The sequence below is a fragment of the Arthrobacter sp. 2RAF6 genome (assembly GCF_052115205.1).
In the GTDB taxonomy this organism is placed as follows: domain Bacteria; phylum Actinomycetota; class Actinomycetes; order Actinomycetales; family Micrococcaceae; genus Arthrobacter.
This window is the reverse complement of sequence record NZ_JBFRGF010000007.1, coordinates 1-16,795: the sequence shown is the minus strand read 5'-3', so window position 1 is coordinate 16,795 and position 16,795 is coordinate 1. Positions and strand designations below refer to the sequence as shown.

The following is a 16,795-nucleotide window of genomic DNA, read 5'->3' as shown; positions in this document are numbered from 1 at the left end:
TTCCCGGGAGCACAAATGACCCCTCAACAGATCAGCCAGTTCCTCCAGGACTGCAGCATCCACCCTGACGCAAGCAATTCGGAACTCGATGCCGACACGTTCTACCGGCGCTACGTCGGCTGGTGCGCCCTGAACCGGAAAATCCCTGTCCCCCATCACGCCTTCCGGACCGCCTTGCGCTTGGCAGGCATCCGCCCTGAAAAGAAGACCCCATGACGAGTGTCAGGTTCAGAAGTCGACTGCACGGGATTCACGAACTGGGGTTGCCTGCTGCGAGTGCGGGGGCTTGCGAAGCTTCGCCGTTGACAGGAACACGGACGCGGCCTGATGTCCAGCGGGGCTGAGCCTCCGGTTCGCGAGGTGGGCGAGGAGGATCCTGCGCGGCGGGGAGCCGGTGAGGGGAACGGCGATGATGTCGGGGCGGAGGGCGCTCAGGGCGAGCTGCGGGGCGAGGGCGATGCCGATGCCCGCGGCGACCATGCCTTGGGTTTCCTGGTAATCGTTGGCTGCGAAGGCGATGCGCGGTTCGAAGCCGGCGTCGTGGCAGACCCGCCGGAGGACATCGGCCACGGGGTGTTCGTCCCGGACGATCCACTCCTGGTCGCTTAGCGCGTCGATCCGCACCGAGCGGCGCGCGGCGACGGAGTGGCCGCTCGGTACGAGCAGCATGGTGGGGTCATTCATGAGCTGGACAAGGTTCAGGTCCTGGTCCTCGATGCGCTCCCACGGGTAGTCCCACAGCAGGGTGAGCTCGATGTCCCTGCGCCGCAGCCGTTCGAGAAGGCCGTCGCGACGCGCGCTGACCACCGTGACGGCGACCTCCGGATGGCGCGCGCGGAAGGCGAGCACGACGTCGGGCATGAGGGAAGCCCCGACGGTGGGGAACGTCCCCATGCGCAGCTGGCCTCGCCTCAGGCCCGCGAACTCGCCCATCTCGGCCCGGGCTGCCTCGATCGTCCTGTCGATGTCGTCCGCATATCGCAGCAATGCCTGACCGGCATCGGTGAGTACGACGCCCCGTGGATGGCGGTCGATCAGCGCGACGCCCACTTCGTGTTCAAGCTTCGCGATCTGCTGGGAGACTGCCGACGTTGTGAAGGACAGGGCCGTCGCGGCGGAGGTCAGGGAGCCGGAACGGCTCACCTCGCGGAGCAGGTGAAGCCTGTGCAGATCTAGGTCGGCCATGGATTTGAGTTTAGCAAAAGTGGACGGTAGTCGATAATCCTGTGATTGTGCTCAACTCACGAGGCGCGGATCGTAGAAGGAGCAGGCGCCGCGAGGTGCAACACAAACAACACGTGAAGGAAGAAGAACCATGCAACTCCGCGGTCACTGGTACCGGGGCGGCACGAGCAAGTGCTGGCTCTTTGACGCCGAAGACGTGGCCCCTCACGCCGGGAGCCGCGAGGAGATCCGCAACCTCCTGGCAGATGCCTTCGGCGCAACGGATGCCCGCCAGCTCGACGGCGTCGGCGGCGGCACGTCAACGACGTCGAAAGCAGCCGTCATCCGGGCCACTCCCGAGGGGCCGGCGGACCTCGACTACCTCTTCGCCCAGGTCGGGATCGGGGACCCTACGGTGGAACTCGGTTCCAATTGCGGCAACTGTGCCACCGCGATCGCCCTGTACGCCGTCCAATCGGGGATGGTTGCTCCCCAGGACGGATCAACGCGGGTCAGCATGCGCAACCTCAACACCGGAGCCGTGCTGAGCGGTTCGATCGCCACCCCGGGCGGCCGCATCCCGGCGTCGGGCCTGGCCAAGGTTCCCGGAAGCAGCGCACTGGGCGTTCCCGTGAGCCTCTCGTTTCACGCGCCGTGGGGGCGGACCACGGGAGCCGTTCTGCCGACGGGGAGCGTAGCCGAGCAAATCTCCGCTGACGGGCATACTCTTACGGCGACCCTGGTTGACGCCGGGGCGCCTGCGGTCCTCATCCCTGCGGACGAGGCAGGCATCGACCTGTCGGTGATGACCGGCAACCTGTCCGAGCACCTGCCCAGGCTCGTGGCAGCCCGGGCGTCGGCCGGCCTGATGATGGGGCTGCGGAAGCCCGAAGATCCTCCGCAGAATGCCGTGCCGAAGGTCGGGGTCGTCGCAGCGCCGGGCGACTACATCGCGGCCGACGGAACGAGGATCGCGGCCGATACCCATGATCTGCGGGTGCGGATGCTCTCGATGCTCGCACCCCACCCGGCCATCGGCCTGACCTCTGCCGTTGCAGTCTCCCTCGCGGCCGCCCTGCCTGGATCGGTGGTAGCCAAAGCGCTGCGCCCGGCAGACAGCGCCCACCGGGGGCGCCGGCTTCTGCGCATCGGAACACCTGCCGGTGTCATCACCACCGAGGTCGTCACGGACGAGAACGGTCACGTCAGCGAGGTCGCCCTCCACCGGGCGGCCCGCCATCTCGCCGTCGCCGACATCGACGTCGCGCAGCCTGTCGCCCTGACGGCCTAGCCCCTTCAATCCGCCCCTGCCATCATTAGGTGGGGCACTCACCCAGGAAGTTGTTCAATGAAGATCAAATCCATCCTCGGACATTTGTATGTCCAGGTACTCATCGGCGTCGGGCTTGGCATCCTCGTGGGCGCGCTGTGGCCCGACCTCGGGTCCTCCCTCAAGCCGCTCGGCGACGGCTTCGTGAAGCTCGTGAAGTTCATGATCGCACCGATCGTCTTCTGCACCATTGTCAGCGGCATCACCTCCCTGACCGACACCAAGAAGGTCGGCCCGACCCTGCTGCGTTCGCTGGGCTTGTTCTACGTGCTCACCGGAGTGGCACTGGCCATCGGCCTGGGCGCGGTCATGCTCTTCCAGCCGGGCGCGGGCATGCACATCAACCCTGCCCACCTCGATACCTCGGTCGCCTCGAAGTACACCAGCCAGCTACCCAGCAGCAACCCCGTGGACTTCCTGCTGAGCATCATCCCCACCAGCTTCATCGGGGCCTTCGCCGACGGCGAGGTCCTGCCCGTGCTCGTCATCGCACTGCTCTGCGGCTTCGCTTTCAGCAAGCTCGGCGCACCCGGCCAGCTCGCACTCAACGTCGTCAACAGCTTCAACAAGCTGCTGTTCGTCGTGTTCGGCTTCCTCATGAAGGTCGCCCCCATCGGGGCGTTCGGCGCCATGGCGTTCACGGTCGGCAAGTACGGAGCCCATTCGATCGGCAACCTCGGGATGCTGATCCTCGCCTTCTACACCGCGTGCATCGTTTTCGTGGTCGTCGTCCTCGGCATCCTGGCGAAGCTCACCGGGTTCAGTCTCTGGCGGATCCTGCGCTACTTCCGCGACGAGTTCCTGATCGTCCTCGCCACATCCTCAAGCGAACCTGTCCTTCCGCGCCTGCTCTCCAAGCTTGAGCGCATCGGCTGCGACCGCGGGGTCGTCGGCCTCGTGGTCCCGACCGGCTACTCCTTCAACCTCACCGGCACCGCGGTGTATCTGACGCTCTCCTCGATGTTCATCGCCCAGGCCTGCGACATCCACCTCAGCTGGGACCAGATCCTCCTCATGCTCGGAATGATGCTCCTCACCTCCAAAGGCGCAGCGGGCGTCACGGGCAGCGGCTTCGTCGCCCTCGTCGCGACCCTGACAGTCATGCCCACGCTGCCCGTTGCCGGCGTGGCCCTCATTGTCGGCATCGACCGCTTCATGAGCGAAGCCCGCGCCCTCACCAGCACCGTGGCCAACATCGTCTCGTGCGTCGCCGTCGCCAAGTGGCAACACGCGCTCGACATCGAGAAGCTCCAGTCCGAGCTTAAGTACGGCTTCGTGCCCACTGAGGCGGAACAACTCCAGCTGGCCGGGCCAGCACTGGTCCACTAGGAAACTGATCATCAGTCGGGCTCCAGCCCGGAGGCTGGAGCCCGACCCATGATGAATGCCACATCTCTAAGCAGCCACGGAACCCCTCGAAATCACGAACTAACGAATCGCCGGGTCCTTCATGCCAGGTCCTTCATAAGGCCGCACGCGACACCAGACCTGCACACCATCGCAACAGGTAACCCGAAAGTCGGGCGCAGGAACGGGTCCGTGCCAAAGTGGCGGGAAGCAGAAACTCTGCTTCCCGCCACGTACCCCACCCGGCAGGGATGTCCCTGCCGTCATAGGTGCTCACCTGAAGCAGCGCCGCTCCGTCATCCCCGCCTCTGGAGGAAGATCCCAATCTCCAAGATCGACACCGTTGTCTCCTCCTGCTCGGCTCCTCACCGTCCGGCGATTTAGTTATGTTCGCCCCGCTCCCTCGGAGGCCCGTTATGGCCACGCGCCTCCGGCAAATCCGAGAATCCGAGCATCCGAGCGGGAGTTGATGCGTCTGCATCGGATATGCCGCCCCGTGATCTTCTTTGAAACCGTTGACTTGTCCGGTGGACAGATCGTAAATTCCTCTCTTGACAACGTTGTCCACGTTCCGGCGATTCTGGTGCAAAACGCATGCAGGATTTGATTCAACCAAGTCCCTGCAGAACCAGCCCGGGCGACAACCGGCACTACCTGCCTGTCACTGTCGACACGAAAGGTGAATACGTGCGCCGCACACGTTCCGGTCCCGGGCTGACACCCGGACCAAAATCAAAAAAGCGTCTCAACGCCCTGATCCTCGCAGCCGTAATGACTGCTGGCAGCGCCCTTCCTCTGTCCGCCCCGGCTCTGGCCGCGGACACCTCCGGGGCCGCCTCGACGCCTTCCGGCGCGGCCGGGACTTCCGCGCCCTACTCCGAGACATACCGGCCCCAGTTCCACTTCAGCCCAGCGGCGAACTGGATGAACGATCCGAACGGTCTGCTCTACTACCAGGGCGAATACCACATGTTCTTCCAGTACAACCCTTCCGGGGATACCTGGGGCAACATGTCTTGGGGCCACGCCGTCAGTACCGACCTGGTGCACTGGACCCAGCTACCGCTGGCCATTCCGCAGGACACCAAAGACATGATCTTTTCCGGCAGCGCGGTCATCGACAAGAACAACACCACTGGTTTCGGACAACCGGGCGACCCGGCCATGGTGGCCATCTACACGGCGGCCGACAAGGCTACCGGCAAGCAGTCCCAGGCTCTCGCCTACAGCACGGACAAAGGCCGGACCTTCACCAAGTACGCCGGGAACCCTGTCCTGGATATCGGCTCGAAAAATTTCAGGGACCCGAAAGTGTTCTGGTACGAGGCCGGGCATGAGTGGCTGATGTCAGCCGTGCTGTCTGACCAGCACAAGGTGACTTTCTACAGTTCTCCTGACCTGAAAACGTGGAAGCATCTGAGTGATTTCGGACCTGCCGGTGCCACCGGCGGCGTCTGGGAGTGCCCGGATCTGTTCCCCTTGCCGGACCCGGCCAATCCAGGGAAACAGAAGTGGGTACTGACGGTCAACCTCAACCCCGGCGGGATCGCCGGGGGTTCGGGCGTGCAGTATTTCGCGGGAAGTTTCGACGGTACGACGTTCACCTCCGATGACAAACCCTACGTCGCGCCGGCGGGAACCCCGCTGGACAGCTTCGAGTCCGGCAGCTTCGGGAGCTGGACAGCCACCGGCACCGCGTTCGGCACCGCGCCCGCCGCCGGCACGTTGCCCAACCAGCAGACCGTCTCCGGATTCCCGGGCACCTACCTGGTCAACAGCTTCAACGGCGGCGACGGGTCGACCGGGACGCTGAGCTCGCAGACATTCACGCTCAGCAAGCCCCACCTGAACTTCCTCGTCGGCGGCGGCAACCACCCGTACGTACCCAACACGGTACCGTTCGGCACCCTGCCGACCGGTCAGGTCTTCAACGACTTCTCGGGGACCACCTACGGTGCCGGGTGGACCGCCACCGGATCCTTCGTCAACTCCGGCCCGTCGACAGAGAGCTTGCCCAACCAGATCGGCTCGAAGGTGCTGGACACCTATGCGCCCGCTGGAGATCCCGGCACGGGCACCATCACCTCGCCGACGTTCACGGTCAACAGCCCGTACATCGATCTCCAGGTCGCCGGCGGGAACCACCCCTCGGGCCAGTCGAACCCGACCGCGGTCAACCTGATCATCGGCGGACAGGTCGTCGCGACCACCACCGGCCCCAACAGCCCTGACCTGACGTGGACGAACTGGGACGTGAGCAAGTACCAAGGCCAGCAGGCACAGATCCAGGTCTTGGACCAGAACGACGGGTCCACCGGCGGATGGGGCCACCTCATGGTGGGCGACATCGTCTTCGCGGACGCCGCCGCCAAGCCCTGGGACACGCAGACCTCCGTCAACCTCGTGGTGGACGGAAAAGTCGTGCGAAGCTCCACTGGACAGGACAGCGAAAGCCTGGACTGGAACAGCTGGGACCTCAGCGACCTTCAAGGAAAAACCGGGCACATCGAAATCAGCGACAACAACACAGGGGGCTGGGGGCATATCCTCGCCGACCAGTTCACTCTCTCCGACACCGCTGCACAACCGGCAATCCAGCGCGCACACTGGGTCGATTACGGCAAGGACAACTACGCCGGAGTCACTTTCAACGACGCCCCGGGCGGCAAACGGATCATGATCGGCTGGATGAACAACTGGGACTACGGAGGATCCATCCCCACCTCACCCTGGCGCAGTGCGATGACAGTCCCCCGGGAGCTGTCACTTCAAACCGTTGACGGGGTAACCCGTCTGGCGCAGACACCGGTCAATCAGCTCAACGAACTCACCACAGGACCGTCCGTCCACGAGGAGAAAATGTCCGTGCCCGCAGGAAGCACCGTCCTGCCGGCCACAGGTAAAGCGGTCGACATCACTGCGTCCTTCGCTGCCGGTACCGCCAGCTCCTATGGACTGAAGGTCCGCACCGGGTCCGGGCAGGAAACTCTCATCGGTTATGACAACAAGTCCGGACAGGTCTACATCGACCGGACCAAGTCCGGCGCCGTAGGGTTCAGCTCCAGCTTCCCCGGAGTCCAGACCGCGCAGCTAACCACAACTGGAGGAGCTGTCAAACTTCACATCCTGGTCGACTGGTCCTCGGTCGAAGTCTTCGCCGACGACGGAAAGGTCGTCCTGACAGACCAGATCTTCCCCGACCCATCCAGCCAAGGCATCGAAGCTTTCTCCAACGGGGGAAACGCTATCCTCGCCTCCCTTGACGTCAAGCAGATGAAGTCGGCCTTGCCATCCGCTAGCTCCCAGCAATAACGGCGAATCCCGGCAACACACCTGCCAGACCGCTGCGCCCGCAACGTACCCGCTGCGGGCGCAGCACCCATCCCGGGCTCGCTCATCGCCGACAGCCTGGAGGCCTGCAACCGGCAAAGCGCTGATTTCGATTTCCCGGCGCGCATCACCCACTTGTTTGAGGATTCTCTCCTGGGCAGCCAGTTCGTGTCCTCGTTGGATCCGCCGTCCGGCGCGGCGAAGAACGCATATCCGGCTACATGGACTTCCTGACTCCAGTTGGTCTCGATGTTAAACGCTCAACGGCCGTTGCCACCCCGAGGAAATCCGGGTGGTGCAACGACCGCTAGGAGCCAGGCACTGTTCGTTTCGGCCCGTGCGTGGCCTCCGGCATTGGCCGGGACCTAGTCCAGTGGATGGAGCCAGGTCAGGACTGAGCCGTCCCCTTCGATGTGCCCGGCAAGTTCCGCGTTGAAAATCCGGCCGTATTCCGCCCCGATGTGTTCCTCGAATGCCGCTTCATCGCGGTAGACCTCGAACACGAAGTATTCCCGCGGGTTGGTTTCGCGGGTGTAGGGCAGGAACATGACGTTCCCGGGTTCCCGGCGGACGTGGCCGGCGAGTTCTGCCATCATTTCGGCCACCCTCGCTTCGCTGCCTTCCCTGACGGTGAATTCCGCGTACAGTGTCTTGGTCATGTCCGGTCCTTTGCTTGGTGGGTTCGGCTGTCTTGCAGGTTTGCTTGTTAGTTCAGTGGCGGGATCTCGCCGGATCCCCTGGGGATCAGTTCTGACGGGACGATGTAGGTTTTCGGGGCGCCGTCGTCTCCGTCGATTCTGGCGAGGATCCGCTCGGCGGCGAGTTTGCCGATGCGCTCGGGGTGCTGGGCGATCACGGTGATCCCCGGTTCCATCATGTCGGCCAGGGTGAAGTCGTCAAATCCGATCAAGGCAACCCTGTGATGCAACCCGAGGGATCTCAGCGCGCGCATGGCACCGAAGGTGATCAGGTTCTGGCTGGAGAAGATCGCGGTGGGAGGGTTCTCCGAGGTGAGCAACTCGATCGCAGCCCGGAGGGCGGTCTCCTCGTCGTGGAGCCCGTTGCGCACCGGGATGGTTGACGTCGCAATGCCGGCCCTGCCGATTTCCTCCAGGAATCCGGTGCGGCGTTTCGTTGCCGTCTGGATGTCGGTGCGGTCTCCGAGGTAGGCCAGTTTCGTGTGGCCGTGCCGGATGAGGTGTGCGGCCGCCTTTGTGGCACCCACTTCATTGTCCGTGACCACTGCGTCGGCTTCGATGCCTACCGGCTCGCGGTCGATGAACACCATGGGCAGGGACCGTGAGTGCTCCGGGATGACGTACGCCTGGCTTCTGGCGATCGGGGTCAGGACAAGTCCGTCAACCCGGCGGCCCAGGAAAGCGGAAATCAGTTTCTTTTCCCTTTCCGGATCGTCATCCAGGCTCGAGGCGAAAACCGCAATCCCGCGCTCGGTCAGCGCGTCTTCCAGAGCCCTGTGGATCTCCCCGCTGAAGGGGTTGGACACACTCGGAAGCAACAACCCGATGGACTGGGTCTTGCGTCCGGAGCGTTTCAGGCTGCCCGCGGTCATATCAAGGTGATACTGCAGCTGCTCCGTGGCCCGGAGCACCCTCTGGCGTGTTTCCTCTGAAACACCGGGTTCGTTGTTCACGACTCTCGAGACCGTCTTGATCCCTACCCCTGCGAGATCCGCCACGTTTTTCATCGTCGGAGGCCTCCGACCGGAAACGGATTGGTAACGATTAGACACCGTTGTCAACGAACTGCTCCTCATCATCGAATAACACTTGACTCCACAGTGTGAGCTTGGTTACATGATACATGACATCGTTGTCTGGCGCCGGAAAGGCGCCACAAACACAGGAGTTTCAATGTTGAGTTCCAAAGCCCCGAGGCCGGCCACTACCCGCCTTCTTGCCGCCGGCGCAGTCCTGACCCTCGGCGCACTTAGCTTGACCGCCTGCGGAGGCAGTTCCTCCAGCTCGTCGTCCAGCGGAGGTGCCGCTGGAAAGATCGGCGTTTCGCTGATCGTGAAGACCACGTCCAACCCGTATTTCGTGGCGATGGAGGACGGCGCGAAGAAGGCAGCGGAGGGTGGCAATATTGACCTGAAGCTCGCCGCGGGCAAGTCCGATGGCGACGAAGACACCCAGATCCAGGCCATCGAGAATGCCATCTCCAGCGGTGACAAGGGCATCCTGATCACCCCGAACGGTCCCGCCGTCGTCGACGCGATCAAGAAGGCCCGTGACGCGGGCTTGTACGTGATCGCCCTGGACACCCCGCCGGACCCGGCCAGTGCCGTGGACATCACCTTCGCGACCGACAACTTCGCCGCGGGCAAGCAGATCGGCCAGTGGACTGCGGCGCAGCTGGATGGAAAGAAGGCCACCATTGCCCTGGTGGACCTGTTCAGCGACAAGGTCGTCTCGGTCGACTACAACCGCGACCAAGGGTTCCTGACCGGCCTGGGCATCGACACCGCGGACAAGACGAAGAACGGTGACGAGGCCAAGACCGGCAAGTACACCGGCGGCAAGGGCGGGGACTACGAGATCGTCGGCAACCAGGCGTCCCAGGGCGCCGAAGACGGCGGCCGTACGGCGATGGAAACCCTGCTTTCGAAGAACCCGAACATCAACGTCGTCTACACGATCAACGAGCCGGCCGCAGCCGGAGCCTACGAGGCCCTGAAGGCCGCGGGCAAAGACAAGGGCGTGCTGGTCATCTCCATCGACGGCGGCTGCACCGGTGTGAACAACGTCAAGTCCGGCATCATCGGCGCCACCGCGCAGCAGTACCCGGTGAAGATGGCACAGCTGGGCGTCCAGGCCATCCAGGACCTCGCCACCTCGGGCAAGAAGCCCACGGTCTCAGCGGGCCTGGACTTCTTCAACACCGGTTCCGCACTCGTCACGGACAAGGCAGTTTCCGGGCTGCAGAGCATTGACACGACGGCTGCTTCCCAGATCTGCTGGGGCAAGTAAAGCCTCCCCTCTGCGGGGAGCCGCGCCAAAGGCGTCTCCCCGCAGAATACCCAGCACGACAACAGTTATAGAACATTGAAGTTCAGGAGCTATTCAAGTGACCCAGCAACAGACCGCCGGCCCGCCGAGCGCAGGGCATGCTGATTTGGCCGAGGAATTCCTCGACCGCCAGACCCCTCTCAGCAGAATCCGCAACATTCTCCACCGCTACCCCGCCCTGAGCCCCGCCATTGTCCTGCTGATCGCGGTGGTGGTCTTCGGGATCCTCAATGAGCGCTTCCTGCGGGTGGAGAACCTGTCTCTCATCACGCAGCAGGTCGCCGTCGTGGGCACCCTGGCGATCGCACAGACCCTGATCATCCTGACCGCCGGCATCGACCTCTCAGTCGGGGCGGTCATGATCCTGTCCTCGATGGTGATCGCACAGCTCGCAGTCAGCAACGGCATCCCCGGGCCGCTCGCCCTTATTGCCGGTCTCGCCGTCGGCCTGGCTGCCGGGGCACTCAACGGCTTCCTGGTGACCAGATTCCGGCTCCCGCCGTTCATCGTCACCCTCGGAACCCTGAACATTTTCGTCGCCCTGACGCTCCTTTACTCCGGCGGCAGCACGGTCCGCGGATCCGCGATGCCGCCGGTGCTCACCTGGCTGGGAAGCACCTTCCCGATCGGACCCGTCCGCATCTCCACCGGCGTCGTGATGATGATCCTGCTCTACGTCGTCGTCGCCTTCATCCTGGGCAAGACAGCCTGGGGACGGCACGTCTACGCCGTCGGCGATGACAAGGAAGCAGCACGCCTTGCCGGCATCCCCGTCAACCGCGTCCTCATGAGCGTCTACCTTGCCGCGGGCGCAGTTCTTGCCGTGGGCGCCTGGATCCAGATCGGCCGCACCAACGCCGCCAGCCCGAACGCCGGGGTCGATCTGAACTTGGACTCCATCACCGCCGTCGTCATCGGCGGAACCAGCCTCTTCGGCGGACGCGGCTCCATCTGGGGTTCACTGCTTGGCGCATTGATCGTCGGCATCTTCCGCAACGGCCTCTCACTCGCAGGCCTGGACGTCCTGTACCAGACTCTCGCCGTCGGCATCCTGATCATCGTTGCCGTGTCTATCGACCAGTGGATCCGAAAGGTCAAGTCATGACCATGACAGAATTTGCAGCCTCCCACACTCCCACCCGCGAACCCATCCTCAAGGCCAGGAACCTCGTCAAGACCTTCGGCCGCGTCGTCGGACTCGACGGCGTGAGCCTGGACCTGTACCCGGGCGAAGTCCTGGCCGTCATCGGCGACAACGGCGCCGGCAAGTCCACGCTCATCAAATGCCTCACCGGCGCCGAAATCCCCGACACCGGGGAACTCTACGTATCGGGACAACAGGTGCACTTCAAACGACCCCAGGACGCCCGGGTCCACGGCATCGAAACGGTCTACCAGAACCTGGCCGTCTCACCAGCCCTCGATGTCGCCTCGAACCTGTTCCTCGGCCGCGAAGAACGACTCCCCGGCCCTCTGGGGAGCCTGTTCCGAATGCTCGACACCAAAGGCATGCGCAGGAAGGCCAAGGAAGAACTGACCCGCCTGGGCATCTCCACCCTGCAGGACGTCACAGTGCCGGTCGAGAACCTTTCCGGCGGCCAGCGCCAGGCCGTCGCCGTGGCCCGCGCAGCGGCCTTCGGGTCCAAGGTCGTCGTTCTGGACGAGCCGACGGCGGCCCTGGGCGTGCGCGAATCAAACCAAGTCCTCCAACTGGTCCGCGACCTGCGCGACCGCGGCCTGCCGGTCATTCTGATCAGCCACAACATGCCGCACGTGTTCGATGTGGCCGACCGGATCCACATCCAGCGCCTGGGCAAGTGCGCTGCCACCATCACCCCGCAATCACATAGCATGACCGACGCCGTCGCGATCATGACGGGCGCCGCAAAGGCCTGACGGGCCGGCACCTCCCGCTCCACCAGAGCCCCTTCTCCGTCCGCGGACCTGCCAACAAGGTCCGCGGACGGATCCATACCGGGCTCCCATCAATCAACCCGAAGAAAGAACCCTGATGCACAAGCCCGAACCGGACGGCTCCAACCACGAGCTGATGGACGTTGTCGTCATCGGCGAAGCCCTGATCGACATCGTCAACGGCCCCGAAGGATCCATCAGCTATCCGGGCGGGTCCCCGGCAAACGTCGCCTACGGTCTCGGCCGGCTTGGCGTCCGGACCGGGCTGCTCACGGCAATCGGGGACGACGAACACGGCACCGCCATCACTAACCACCTCCACAGCGCGGGCGTCGAGCTTCTTCCCGGATCCACTTCCCTTGAACGGACCGCCACCGCCACCGCGACATTGGCTGCCGACGGCTCAGCCAGCTACGAGTTCGACATCGCCTGGCAGCTGGCGCCTGTGGCGCCGGGCATGATCCCGAAAATTCTGCACACGGGCTCGATCGCCACGTTCCTGGCCCCGGGAGCCGGCACCGTCCGCACTCTTCTCGAGCAGTGCCACCAGTCCTGCCTGGTCACCTACGACCCCAACATCCGCCCTGCTCTCCTTGGCAGCCACACCGAGGCAAAGAGGATCTTCGAGGACCTGCTCCCGCTCACGGACGTCGTCAAACTCAGCGACGAAGACGCACACTGGCTCTACCCCGGATGGTCCCCGGACGACGTGGCCTCCCACTTGCTGCAACATGGCGCGCGCCTGGCCGTCATCACCAAGGGCGCCGACGGTGCCCTGCTCGCCACACCCGGCGCCCGGTTCAGCATCCCTTCCGTGAAAACCGAAGTTGCCGACACCATCGGGGCAGGCGACTCCTACATGGCCGCACTCATCTTCGGACTCCTGACCCGCGGCGAAGAAGCATTCTCGCCAGCCGCACTCGAAAACATCGGACAAACCGCGTCAATGGCCGCCGCAATCACGGTCAGTCGCCCGGGCGCCAACCCACCGACCTCCAAAGAGCTTCTTACAGGCTAGCCGAGCCTCAACGACCCTATGCCACCATCTAGCCCGGGTCGCCGTCCCCGCAAAACGAGCTGGCCACTCTGGGCCAACTAGGAAGAGATGGAAAGCCGGCGGCGCCGGATCCGTATCGAATCGACGGCCGAGCACTCAAACTCCTCCCGACTGATGGCGGCAGCAGACAGTGCAGCCGCCGAGGCGAGGTTAGGTTAGGGGCGTCGATGAGCTTCTTGCCATCTGAGGGCGTCCAGGTTGGATCGTCGTTGAGAACATATGACAGGTAGTCGATGGTTTGAATCAGGGGAAGATGCCTGGGGCGAGGGCCAGTTCCAACTTGGAACTCGATGCTCTCTGCGATATCTCGGATGTACGACGTGGCGTCAGCGCACGACCTAAACCTGCGAAGACGCGGGCCGGAGATGTTTACCTCGGTGGAACCGCCGGCCGTCAGGAGGTTGAGCGCGGCATATTCTCGCTCGAGGACTTCCTTGATCATTGATTGAGGAACTGAGAACGGGCTGTCGGCGGTTGCGGAAAATTCGCTCCCAAGAGAGTTGCGCACAATCCAAAACTTCGCCCGGCGCTCCTACGACGCTTATTTCCTCGCGAACTTTTGGACCGCTCCCGGTGCCCCATGTTGCACTCCGGGCCCTCATACCCAGCGGTGGCTTCGCTATCAGAACGACGACAGAACCTGACGAGCGCGCCCCGGCAAATTACCGGCATCCCAACGCAGTTGCCTGACCGCCTGTCTTCAGTTGAAAATGCGCAAACCCTGGCCGGGCAGCGAACCGCTCCACCAGATCGCGCAGAAGTCATGCAGTTCACCCCTCCGCCCCACCATGAAGAAGCAGGACCGCAGACCACTCCCGCAACCAGGAAAGCGAGGCAGCGGACCCCGTTTTTGCGCCACGGCCGTCGATTCAGCCGCTACGCGCCATGCCGAAAATTTAGCACGAGCGAGCTCTAAGCAAGCGGCATTGCTCTTAGGGGGCCAGTTCGCCAGCCCGAGTCCAGCCGAGGGCCTCGTACCGGTCCGCCGCCCCGGCGTCCACGGGCGCATAGACAACATCCGCGCCCTCGACGAAGGCTTCCTCCGCCAGACGGGCCAGAACCACGGCCTCGTGATCGAGCGCCACAGCGTCGCCGTCCACTGCGCGCACCGGGCCCACCACAGCGAATCCATCGCCGAACGCCACCCGGCCCCGCGCCAGGGGGCGGTCGAAGCGGGTCAGCTCCACGACGTCGTAATCCTCCAAGGGCGCCTCGAACACGCCGAACTCGGACTCCAGCGGCGGCGCACTGTTGACCTCGCCCGGCGGGGCGGTCATCAGGACGCCGACGGGAAGTGTTTCCTCGCCTTCGTTGAGCCGTACCCACAGGGGCCGCCAGTCATGTCTGGTATCCGGTGCGCTCATTCACCAACCCTATCGTCGTCCCTGACAACCGGTAACTTGCGGAAGAGCGGTTGAACGAATAGCCGGCCGAATGCGGGGGTAGCGATCGGTTGAAAACCGGCGTCACGCGACCGTTGACTGGGGTTCCTCAGCGAGCATCTTATGGGAGTGTGGGAACAACGCCGATCCTCACCTCATTGCTGTCTTCGGTGAATGTCATCAAAAGGTGTGGACCGAAAGGGCATGGCTTTCCGGGGTTTACCAGCGTGAATGGATCATCTCGCGGAAGTACGTGTCGTAGATTTCCCTGACGCTGTTCTCGAAGTCCGGGCCTAGGTGGTCCAGTATTTGGGTGGAGGCGGCGTTGGAGCGGGCTTGTTCGGGGTTTCGAGCCCCTGGTATGACGGTGCTGACCCCGTCTTGTGCCGCGATCCAGGCGATGGCCGCTTGGGCTGTCGTTGCTCCGGACGGGACAAGCTTTTTGAATTCTTCCACCGCTTTGAGGCCCTGTTCAAAGTCAACTCCGGAGAAGGTCTCTCCGACGTCGAATGCTGCACCGTTCCGGTTGTATTTCCGGTGGTCATTTTCGGCAAAGACTGTGTCCTTGGAGTACTTGCCCGAGAGCAGGCCGGAGGCCAGAGGGACCCTGGCGATAATGCCGACTCCGGCATCCTTCGCCGCTGGCAGGACCTCGTCCAGGGGTTTGAGTCTGAAGGCGTTCAGAATGATCTGGACGGTGACCGTGCCGTGCTTGATGGCCTCGAGTGCTTCATCGGTCCGCTCAACGCTGACGCCGTAGTCCTTGATTGCGCCTTCACTGACGAGCGTCTCCAGCGCATCGTAGACTTCCGGGCGGCTGTAAACCGGAGTTGGTGGACAATGCAGCTGGACGAGGTCCAGGCACTCCGTCTGGAGGTTCCGCCGGGAACGGTCAACCCACTGCCGGAAGTTGGCCAGTGTGTAGTTCTCCGGTGTCTGTTCCAGGCGCCGCCCGATTTTGGTGGCGACCATGATGTCCAGTCCACGGTTGGCAGCGAGGTACGCCCCGATGGTTTGCTCGCTTCGCCCGTCGCCGTAGACATCCGCCGTATCAAAAAACGTCACCCCGGAATCCACTGCGGCTTCCAGGATGTCGTTGGCTTCCTTCGGATCTACGTTGCCCCAGTCGGCACCGAGCTGCCATGTGCCCAGCCCCACAACGGAGACAGACTGCCCTGTCTTGCCCAATACTCGCTGCTTCATCCTTCGACTATAACCACGGCACAACGGCCCCGTCTGCATGGTAGGGGGCCAGCTGATCCTAGGACCCGAAGGGCCAGCCACGCTGGGTCGAAAGATGCTGTCGGACGCGTAGTCTCGAAACGGCTACCGAAGTGATGTGCAACGAGCGTGTTGCGCACCTAGGGTGCACTGCTTGAGAGAGCAGGTCGTCGTGTCGGTGCGGCTGGTTTCCCGTGCAAGGCTCATCAGCCGTGCCGACACTTAGAGTTCGGCGAGATTTCCGCCGTCGAAGAACCGTCCGGCCCCTCGTGCCAGTCCAGGTCAGCAAACTTGCACCTACCCTTCGCTGTTCTCATCGAGCCACCTCGGCAAAACATCCTGGGAACGGGACCGACTGCAGCACGAACTGGGTGACGCGGGACCAATTTTCCCGGGCAGCGGATCGGCCACTACCCGAAGCGCAGGCCGGCCCCCCAAAGCCGCCCCGACCGACTCACGCGGAACGTTTGCTCTCATCCCAACGTCTTGCCGCATGATTGATCTGTTCCTCAAAATGGAATGAACTCACCTTTTCAAAAGCAAATCAGATGCGCTGGGGAGACATTTCGGGAAACTCTCGTACATATCTTGTGGTCTCTTCAGAATTAACGTAACGTAGCTCACATGGAGCAGGCCACCAAAACCCGAGGGCGTTACGCCAAGACCGCCGAGCGGCGCGCGGCTGTTGCCCGGTCCGCGCTTGAGATCATCCGCGGGAAGGGGCACAAGGCCCTGACCACCGCGGAGGTCGCATCGGCGGCGGGCATGAGCGAGACCGCGCTGATGTACCACTTCCCTTCCCGCGACCACGTCCTCGTCGCCGCCATGGAGCTCGCCGACGAGGAAATCGGCTCACGCATGACAGCAGAGTCCAGGGCTAGCGAGCTGGTCTCCGGCGACTGGGACCCTGCCGGGGCGGCGCGTCTGGTCCTCACGGAGGAGACCACCGTCCGCCTCCTCCTCGCCCTCGAAGCCGAGGCCCCGAACCCCGAGCACCCGGCACACCAGTACATGAAGAAGCACA

14 protein-coding genes are annotated in these 16,795 nt (G+C 63.5%); 9 read left to right on the top strand and 5 right to left on the bottom strand.

The annotated features are described in order from the left end of the window. Nucleotides 1–15: 15 nt before the first annotated feature. Complete coding sequence (locus AB4Z38_RS07340; RefSeq protein WP_441429116.1) at nucleotides 16–216, top strand: hypothetical protein; 201 nt, start codon at nucleotides 16–18, stop codon at nucleotides 214–216. A gap of 12 nt (nucleotides 217–228) precedes the next feature. On the opposite strand, the gene AB4Z38_RS07335 is transcribed toward AB4Z38_RS07340, so the two are convergent. Further along, nucleotides 229–1,185 (bottom strand): LysR substrate-binding domain-containing protein, encoded by a 957-nt coding sequence (locus AB4Z38_RS07335; RefSeq protein ID WP_441429115.1) that lies wholly within the window; start codon nucleotides 1,183–1,185, stop codon nucleotides 229–231. A gap of 130 nt (nucleotides 1,186–1,315) precedes the next feature. Here AB4Z38_RS07335 and AB4Z38_RS07330 point away from each other — a divergent pair, with 130 nt between their 5' ends. The 3 genes from AB4Z38_RS07330 to AB4Z38_RS07320 all read left to right on the top strand — a co-directional run bounded on the left by AB4Z38_RS07330 (nucleotide 1,316) and on the right by AB4Z38_RS07320 (nucleotide 7,153). Beyond that, nucleotides 1,316–2,455 carry a PrpF domain-containing protein gene (locus AB4Z38_RS07330; protein WP_441429114.1) on the top strand — a complete coding sequence of 380 codons (1,140 nt, stop codon included), beginning with the start codon at nucleotides 1,316–1,318 and terminating at the stop codon, nucleotides 2,453–2,455. A 57-nt stretch (nucleotides 2,456–2,512) separates the two neighbouring features. After that, the gene (gene dctA / locus AB4Z38_RS07325; RefSeq protein WP_441429113.1) at nucleotides 2,513–3,823 is read left to right on the top strand and encodes a C4-dicarboxylate transporter DctA; all 1,311 of its coding nucleotides are present in this window, start codon (nucleotides 2,513–2,515) and stop codon (nucleotides 3,821–3,823) included. Nucleotides 3,824–4,612: 789 nt separating this feature from the next. Next, on the top strand, nucleotides 4,613–7,153 hold the full coding sequence (locus AB4Z38_RS07320) for a GH32 C-terminal domain-containing protein (RefSeq protein ID WP_441429112.1): 2,541 nt from the start codon (nucleotides 4,613–4,615) through the stop codon (nucleotides 7,151–7,153). A 383-nt stretch (nucleotides 7,154–7,536) separates the two neighbouring features. Here AB4Z38_RS07320 and AB4Z38_RS07315 read toward each other — a convergent pair whose 3' ends face one another. Further along, complete coding sequence (locus AB4Z38_RS07315; protein WP_441429111.1) at nucleotides 7,537–7,830, bottom strand: putative quinol monooxygenase; 294 nt, start codon at nucleotides 7,828–7,830, stop codon at nucleotides 7,537–7,539. A 47-nt stretch (nucleotides 7,831–7,877) separates the two neighbouring features. Continuing rightward, nucleotides 7,878–8,876 (bottom strand): LacI family DNA-binding transcriptional regulator, encoded by a 999-nt coding sequence (locus AB4Z38_RS07310; RefSeq protein ID WP_441429110.1) that lies wholly within the window; start codon nucleotides 8,874–8,876, stop codon nucleotides 7,878–7,880. A gap of 166 nt (nucleotides 8,877–9,042) precedes the next feature. Between AB4Z38_RS07310 and AB4Z38_RS07305 the strand changes: the two genes are divergently transcribed. The 4 genes from AB4Z38_RS07305 to AB4Z38_RS07290 all read left to right on the top strand — a co-directional run bounded on the left by AB4Z38_RS07305 (nucleotide 9,043) and on the right by AB4Z38_RS07290 (nucleotide 13,129). After that, nucleotides 9,043–10,158, top strand: coding sequence for a substrate-binding domain-containing protein (locus AB4Z38_RS07305; RefSeq protein ID WP_441429109.1), 1,116 nt, complete (start codon nucleotides 9,043–9,045; stop codon nucleotides 10,156–10,158). Between the two features lie 97 nt (nucleotides 10,159–10,255). Then, nucleotides 10,256–11,302, top strand: coding sequence for an ABC transporter permease (locus tag AB4Z38_RS07300; protein ID WP_441429108.1), 1,047 nt, complete (start codon nucleotides 10,256–10,258; stop codon nucleotides 11,300–11,302). Beyond that, on the top strand, nucleotides 11,299–12,093 hold the full coding sequence (locus AB4Z38_RS07295) for an ATP-binding cassette domain-containing protein (protein WP_441429107.1): 795 nt from the start codon (nucleotides 11,299–11,301) through the stop codon (nucleotides 12,091–12,093). Before AB4Z38_RS07300 ends, AB4Z38_RS07295 begins: the two co-directional genes overlap by 4 nt. Nucleotides 12,094–12,208: 115 nt before the next feature. Further along, on the top strand, nucleotides 12,209–13,129 hold the full coding sequence (locus AB4Z38_RS07290; RefSeq protein WP_441429106.1) for a carbohydrate kinase family protein: 921 nt from the start codon (nucleotides 12,209–12,211) through the stop codon (nucleotides 13,127–13,129). Nucleotides 13,130–14,100: 971 nt separating this feature from the next. On the opposite strand, the gene AB4Z38_RS07285 is transcribed toward AB4Z38_RS07290, so the two are convergent. Both AB4Z38_RS07285 and AB4Z38_RS07280 read right to left on the bottom strand, forming a co-directional pair. Continuing rightward, a complete protein-coding gene (locus AB4Z38_RS07285) occupies nucleotides 14,101–14,532 on the bottom strand; it encodes a hypothetical protein (RefSeq protein ID WP_441429105.1) in 432 nt (143 codons plus the stop codon). Nucleotides 14,533–14,769: 237 nt separating this feature from the next. Beyond that, nucleotides 14,770–15,753, bottom strand: coding sequence for an aldo/keto reductase (locus AB4Z38_RS07280; protein ID WP_441429104.1), 984 nt, complete (start codon nucleotides 15,751–15,753; stop codon nucleotides 14,770–14,772). 642 nt (nucleotides 15,754–16,395) lie between these two features. Between AB4Z38_RS07280 and AB4Z38_RS07275 the strand changes: the two genes are divergently transcribed. Beyond that, nucleotides 16,396–16,795 (top strand): TetR family transcriptional regulator (locus AB4Z38_RS07275; RefSeq protein WP_441429103.1); only part of this gene is annotated, 400 nt, incomplete at its 3' end.

Bases quoted from the DNA above. Each gene is read 5' to 3' on its own strand.
- dctA (WP_441429113.1), top strand. From the start codon at position 2,513: ATGAAGATCAAATCCATCCTCGGACATTTGTATGTCCAGGTACTCATC.
- AB4Z38_RS07290 (WP_441429106.1), top strand. From the start codon at position 12,209: ATGCACAAGCCCGAACCGGACGGCTCCAACCACGAGCTGATGGACGTT.
- AB4Z38_RS07310 (WP_441429110.1), bottom strand. From the start codon at position 8,876: ATGAAAAACGTGGCGGATCTCGCAGGGGTAGGGATCAAGACGGTCTCG.
- AB4Z38_RS07280 (WP_441429104.1), bottom strand. From the start codon at position 15,753: ATGAAGCAGCGAGTATTGGGCAAGACAGGGCAGTCTGTCTCCGTTGTG.
- AB4Z38_RS07295 (WP_441429107.1), top strand. From the start codon at position 11,299: ATGACCATGACAGAATTTGCAGCCTCCCACACTCCCACCCGCGAACCC.
- AB4Z38_RS07305 (WP_441429109.1), top strand. From the start codon at position 9,043: ATGTTGAGTTCCAAAGCCCCGAGGCCGGCCACTACCCGCCTTCTTGCC.
- AB4Z38_RS07330 (WP_441429114.1), top strand. From the start codon at position 1,316: ATGCAACTCCGCGGTCACTGGTACCGGGGCGGCACGAGCAAGTGCTGG.
- AB4Z38_RS07320 (WP_441429112.1), top strand. From the start codon at position 4,613: ATGACTGCTGGCAGCGCCCTTCCTCTGTCCGCCCCGGCTCTGGCCGCG.
- AB4Z38_RS07340 (WP_441429116.1), top strand. From the start codon at position 16: ATGACCCCTCAACAGATCAGCCAGTTCCTCCAGGACTGCAGCATCCAC.
- AB4Z38_RS07315 (WP_441429111.1), bottom strand. From the start codon at position 7,830: ATGACCAAGACACTGTACGCGGAATTCACCGTCAGGGAAGGCAGCGAA.
- AB4Z38_RS07335 (WP_441429115.1), bottom strand. From the start codon at position 1,185: ATGGCCGACCTAGATCTGCACAGGCTTCACCTGCTCCGCGAGGTGAGC.
- AB4Z38_RS07285 (WP_441429105.1), bottom strand. From the start codon at position 14,532: ATGAGCGCACCGGATACCAGACATGACTGGCGGCCCCTGTGGGTACGG.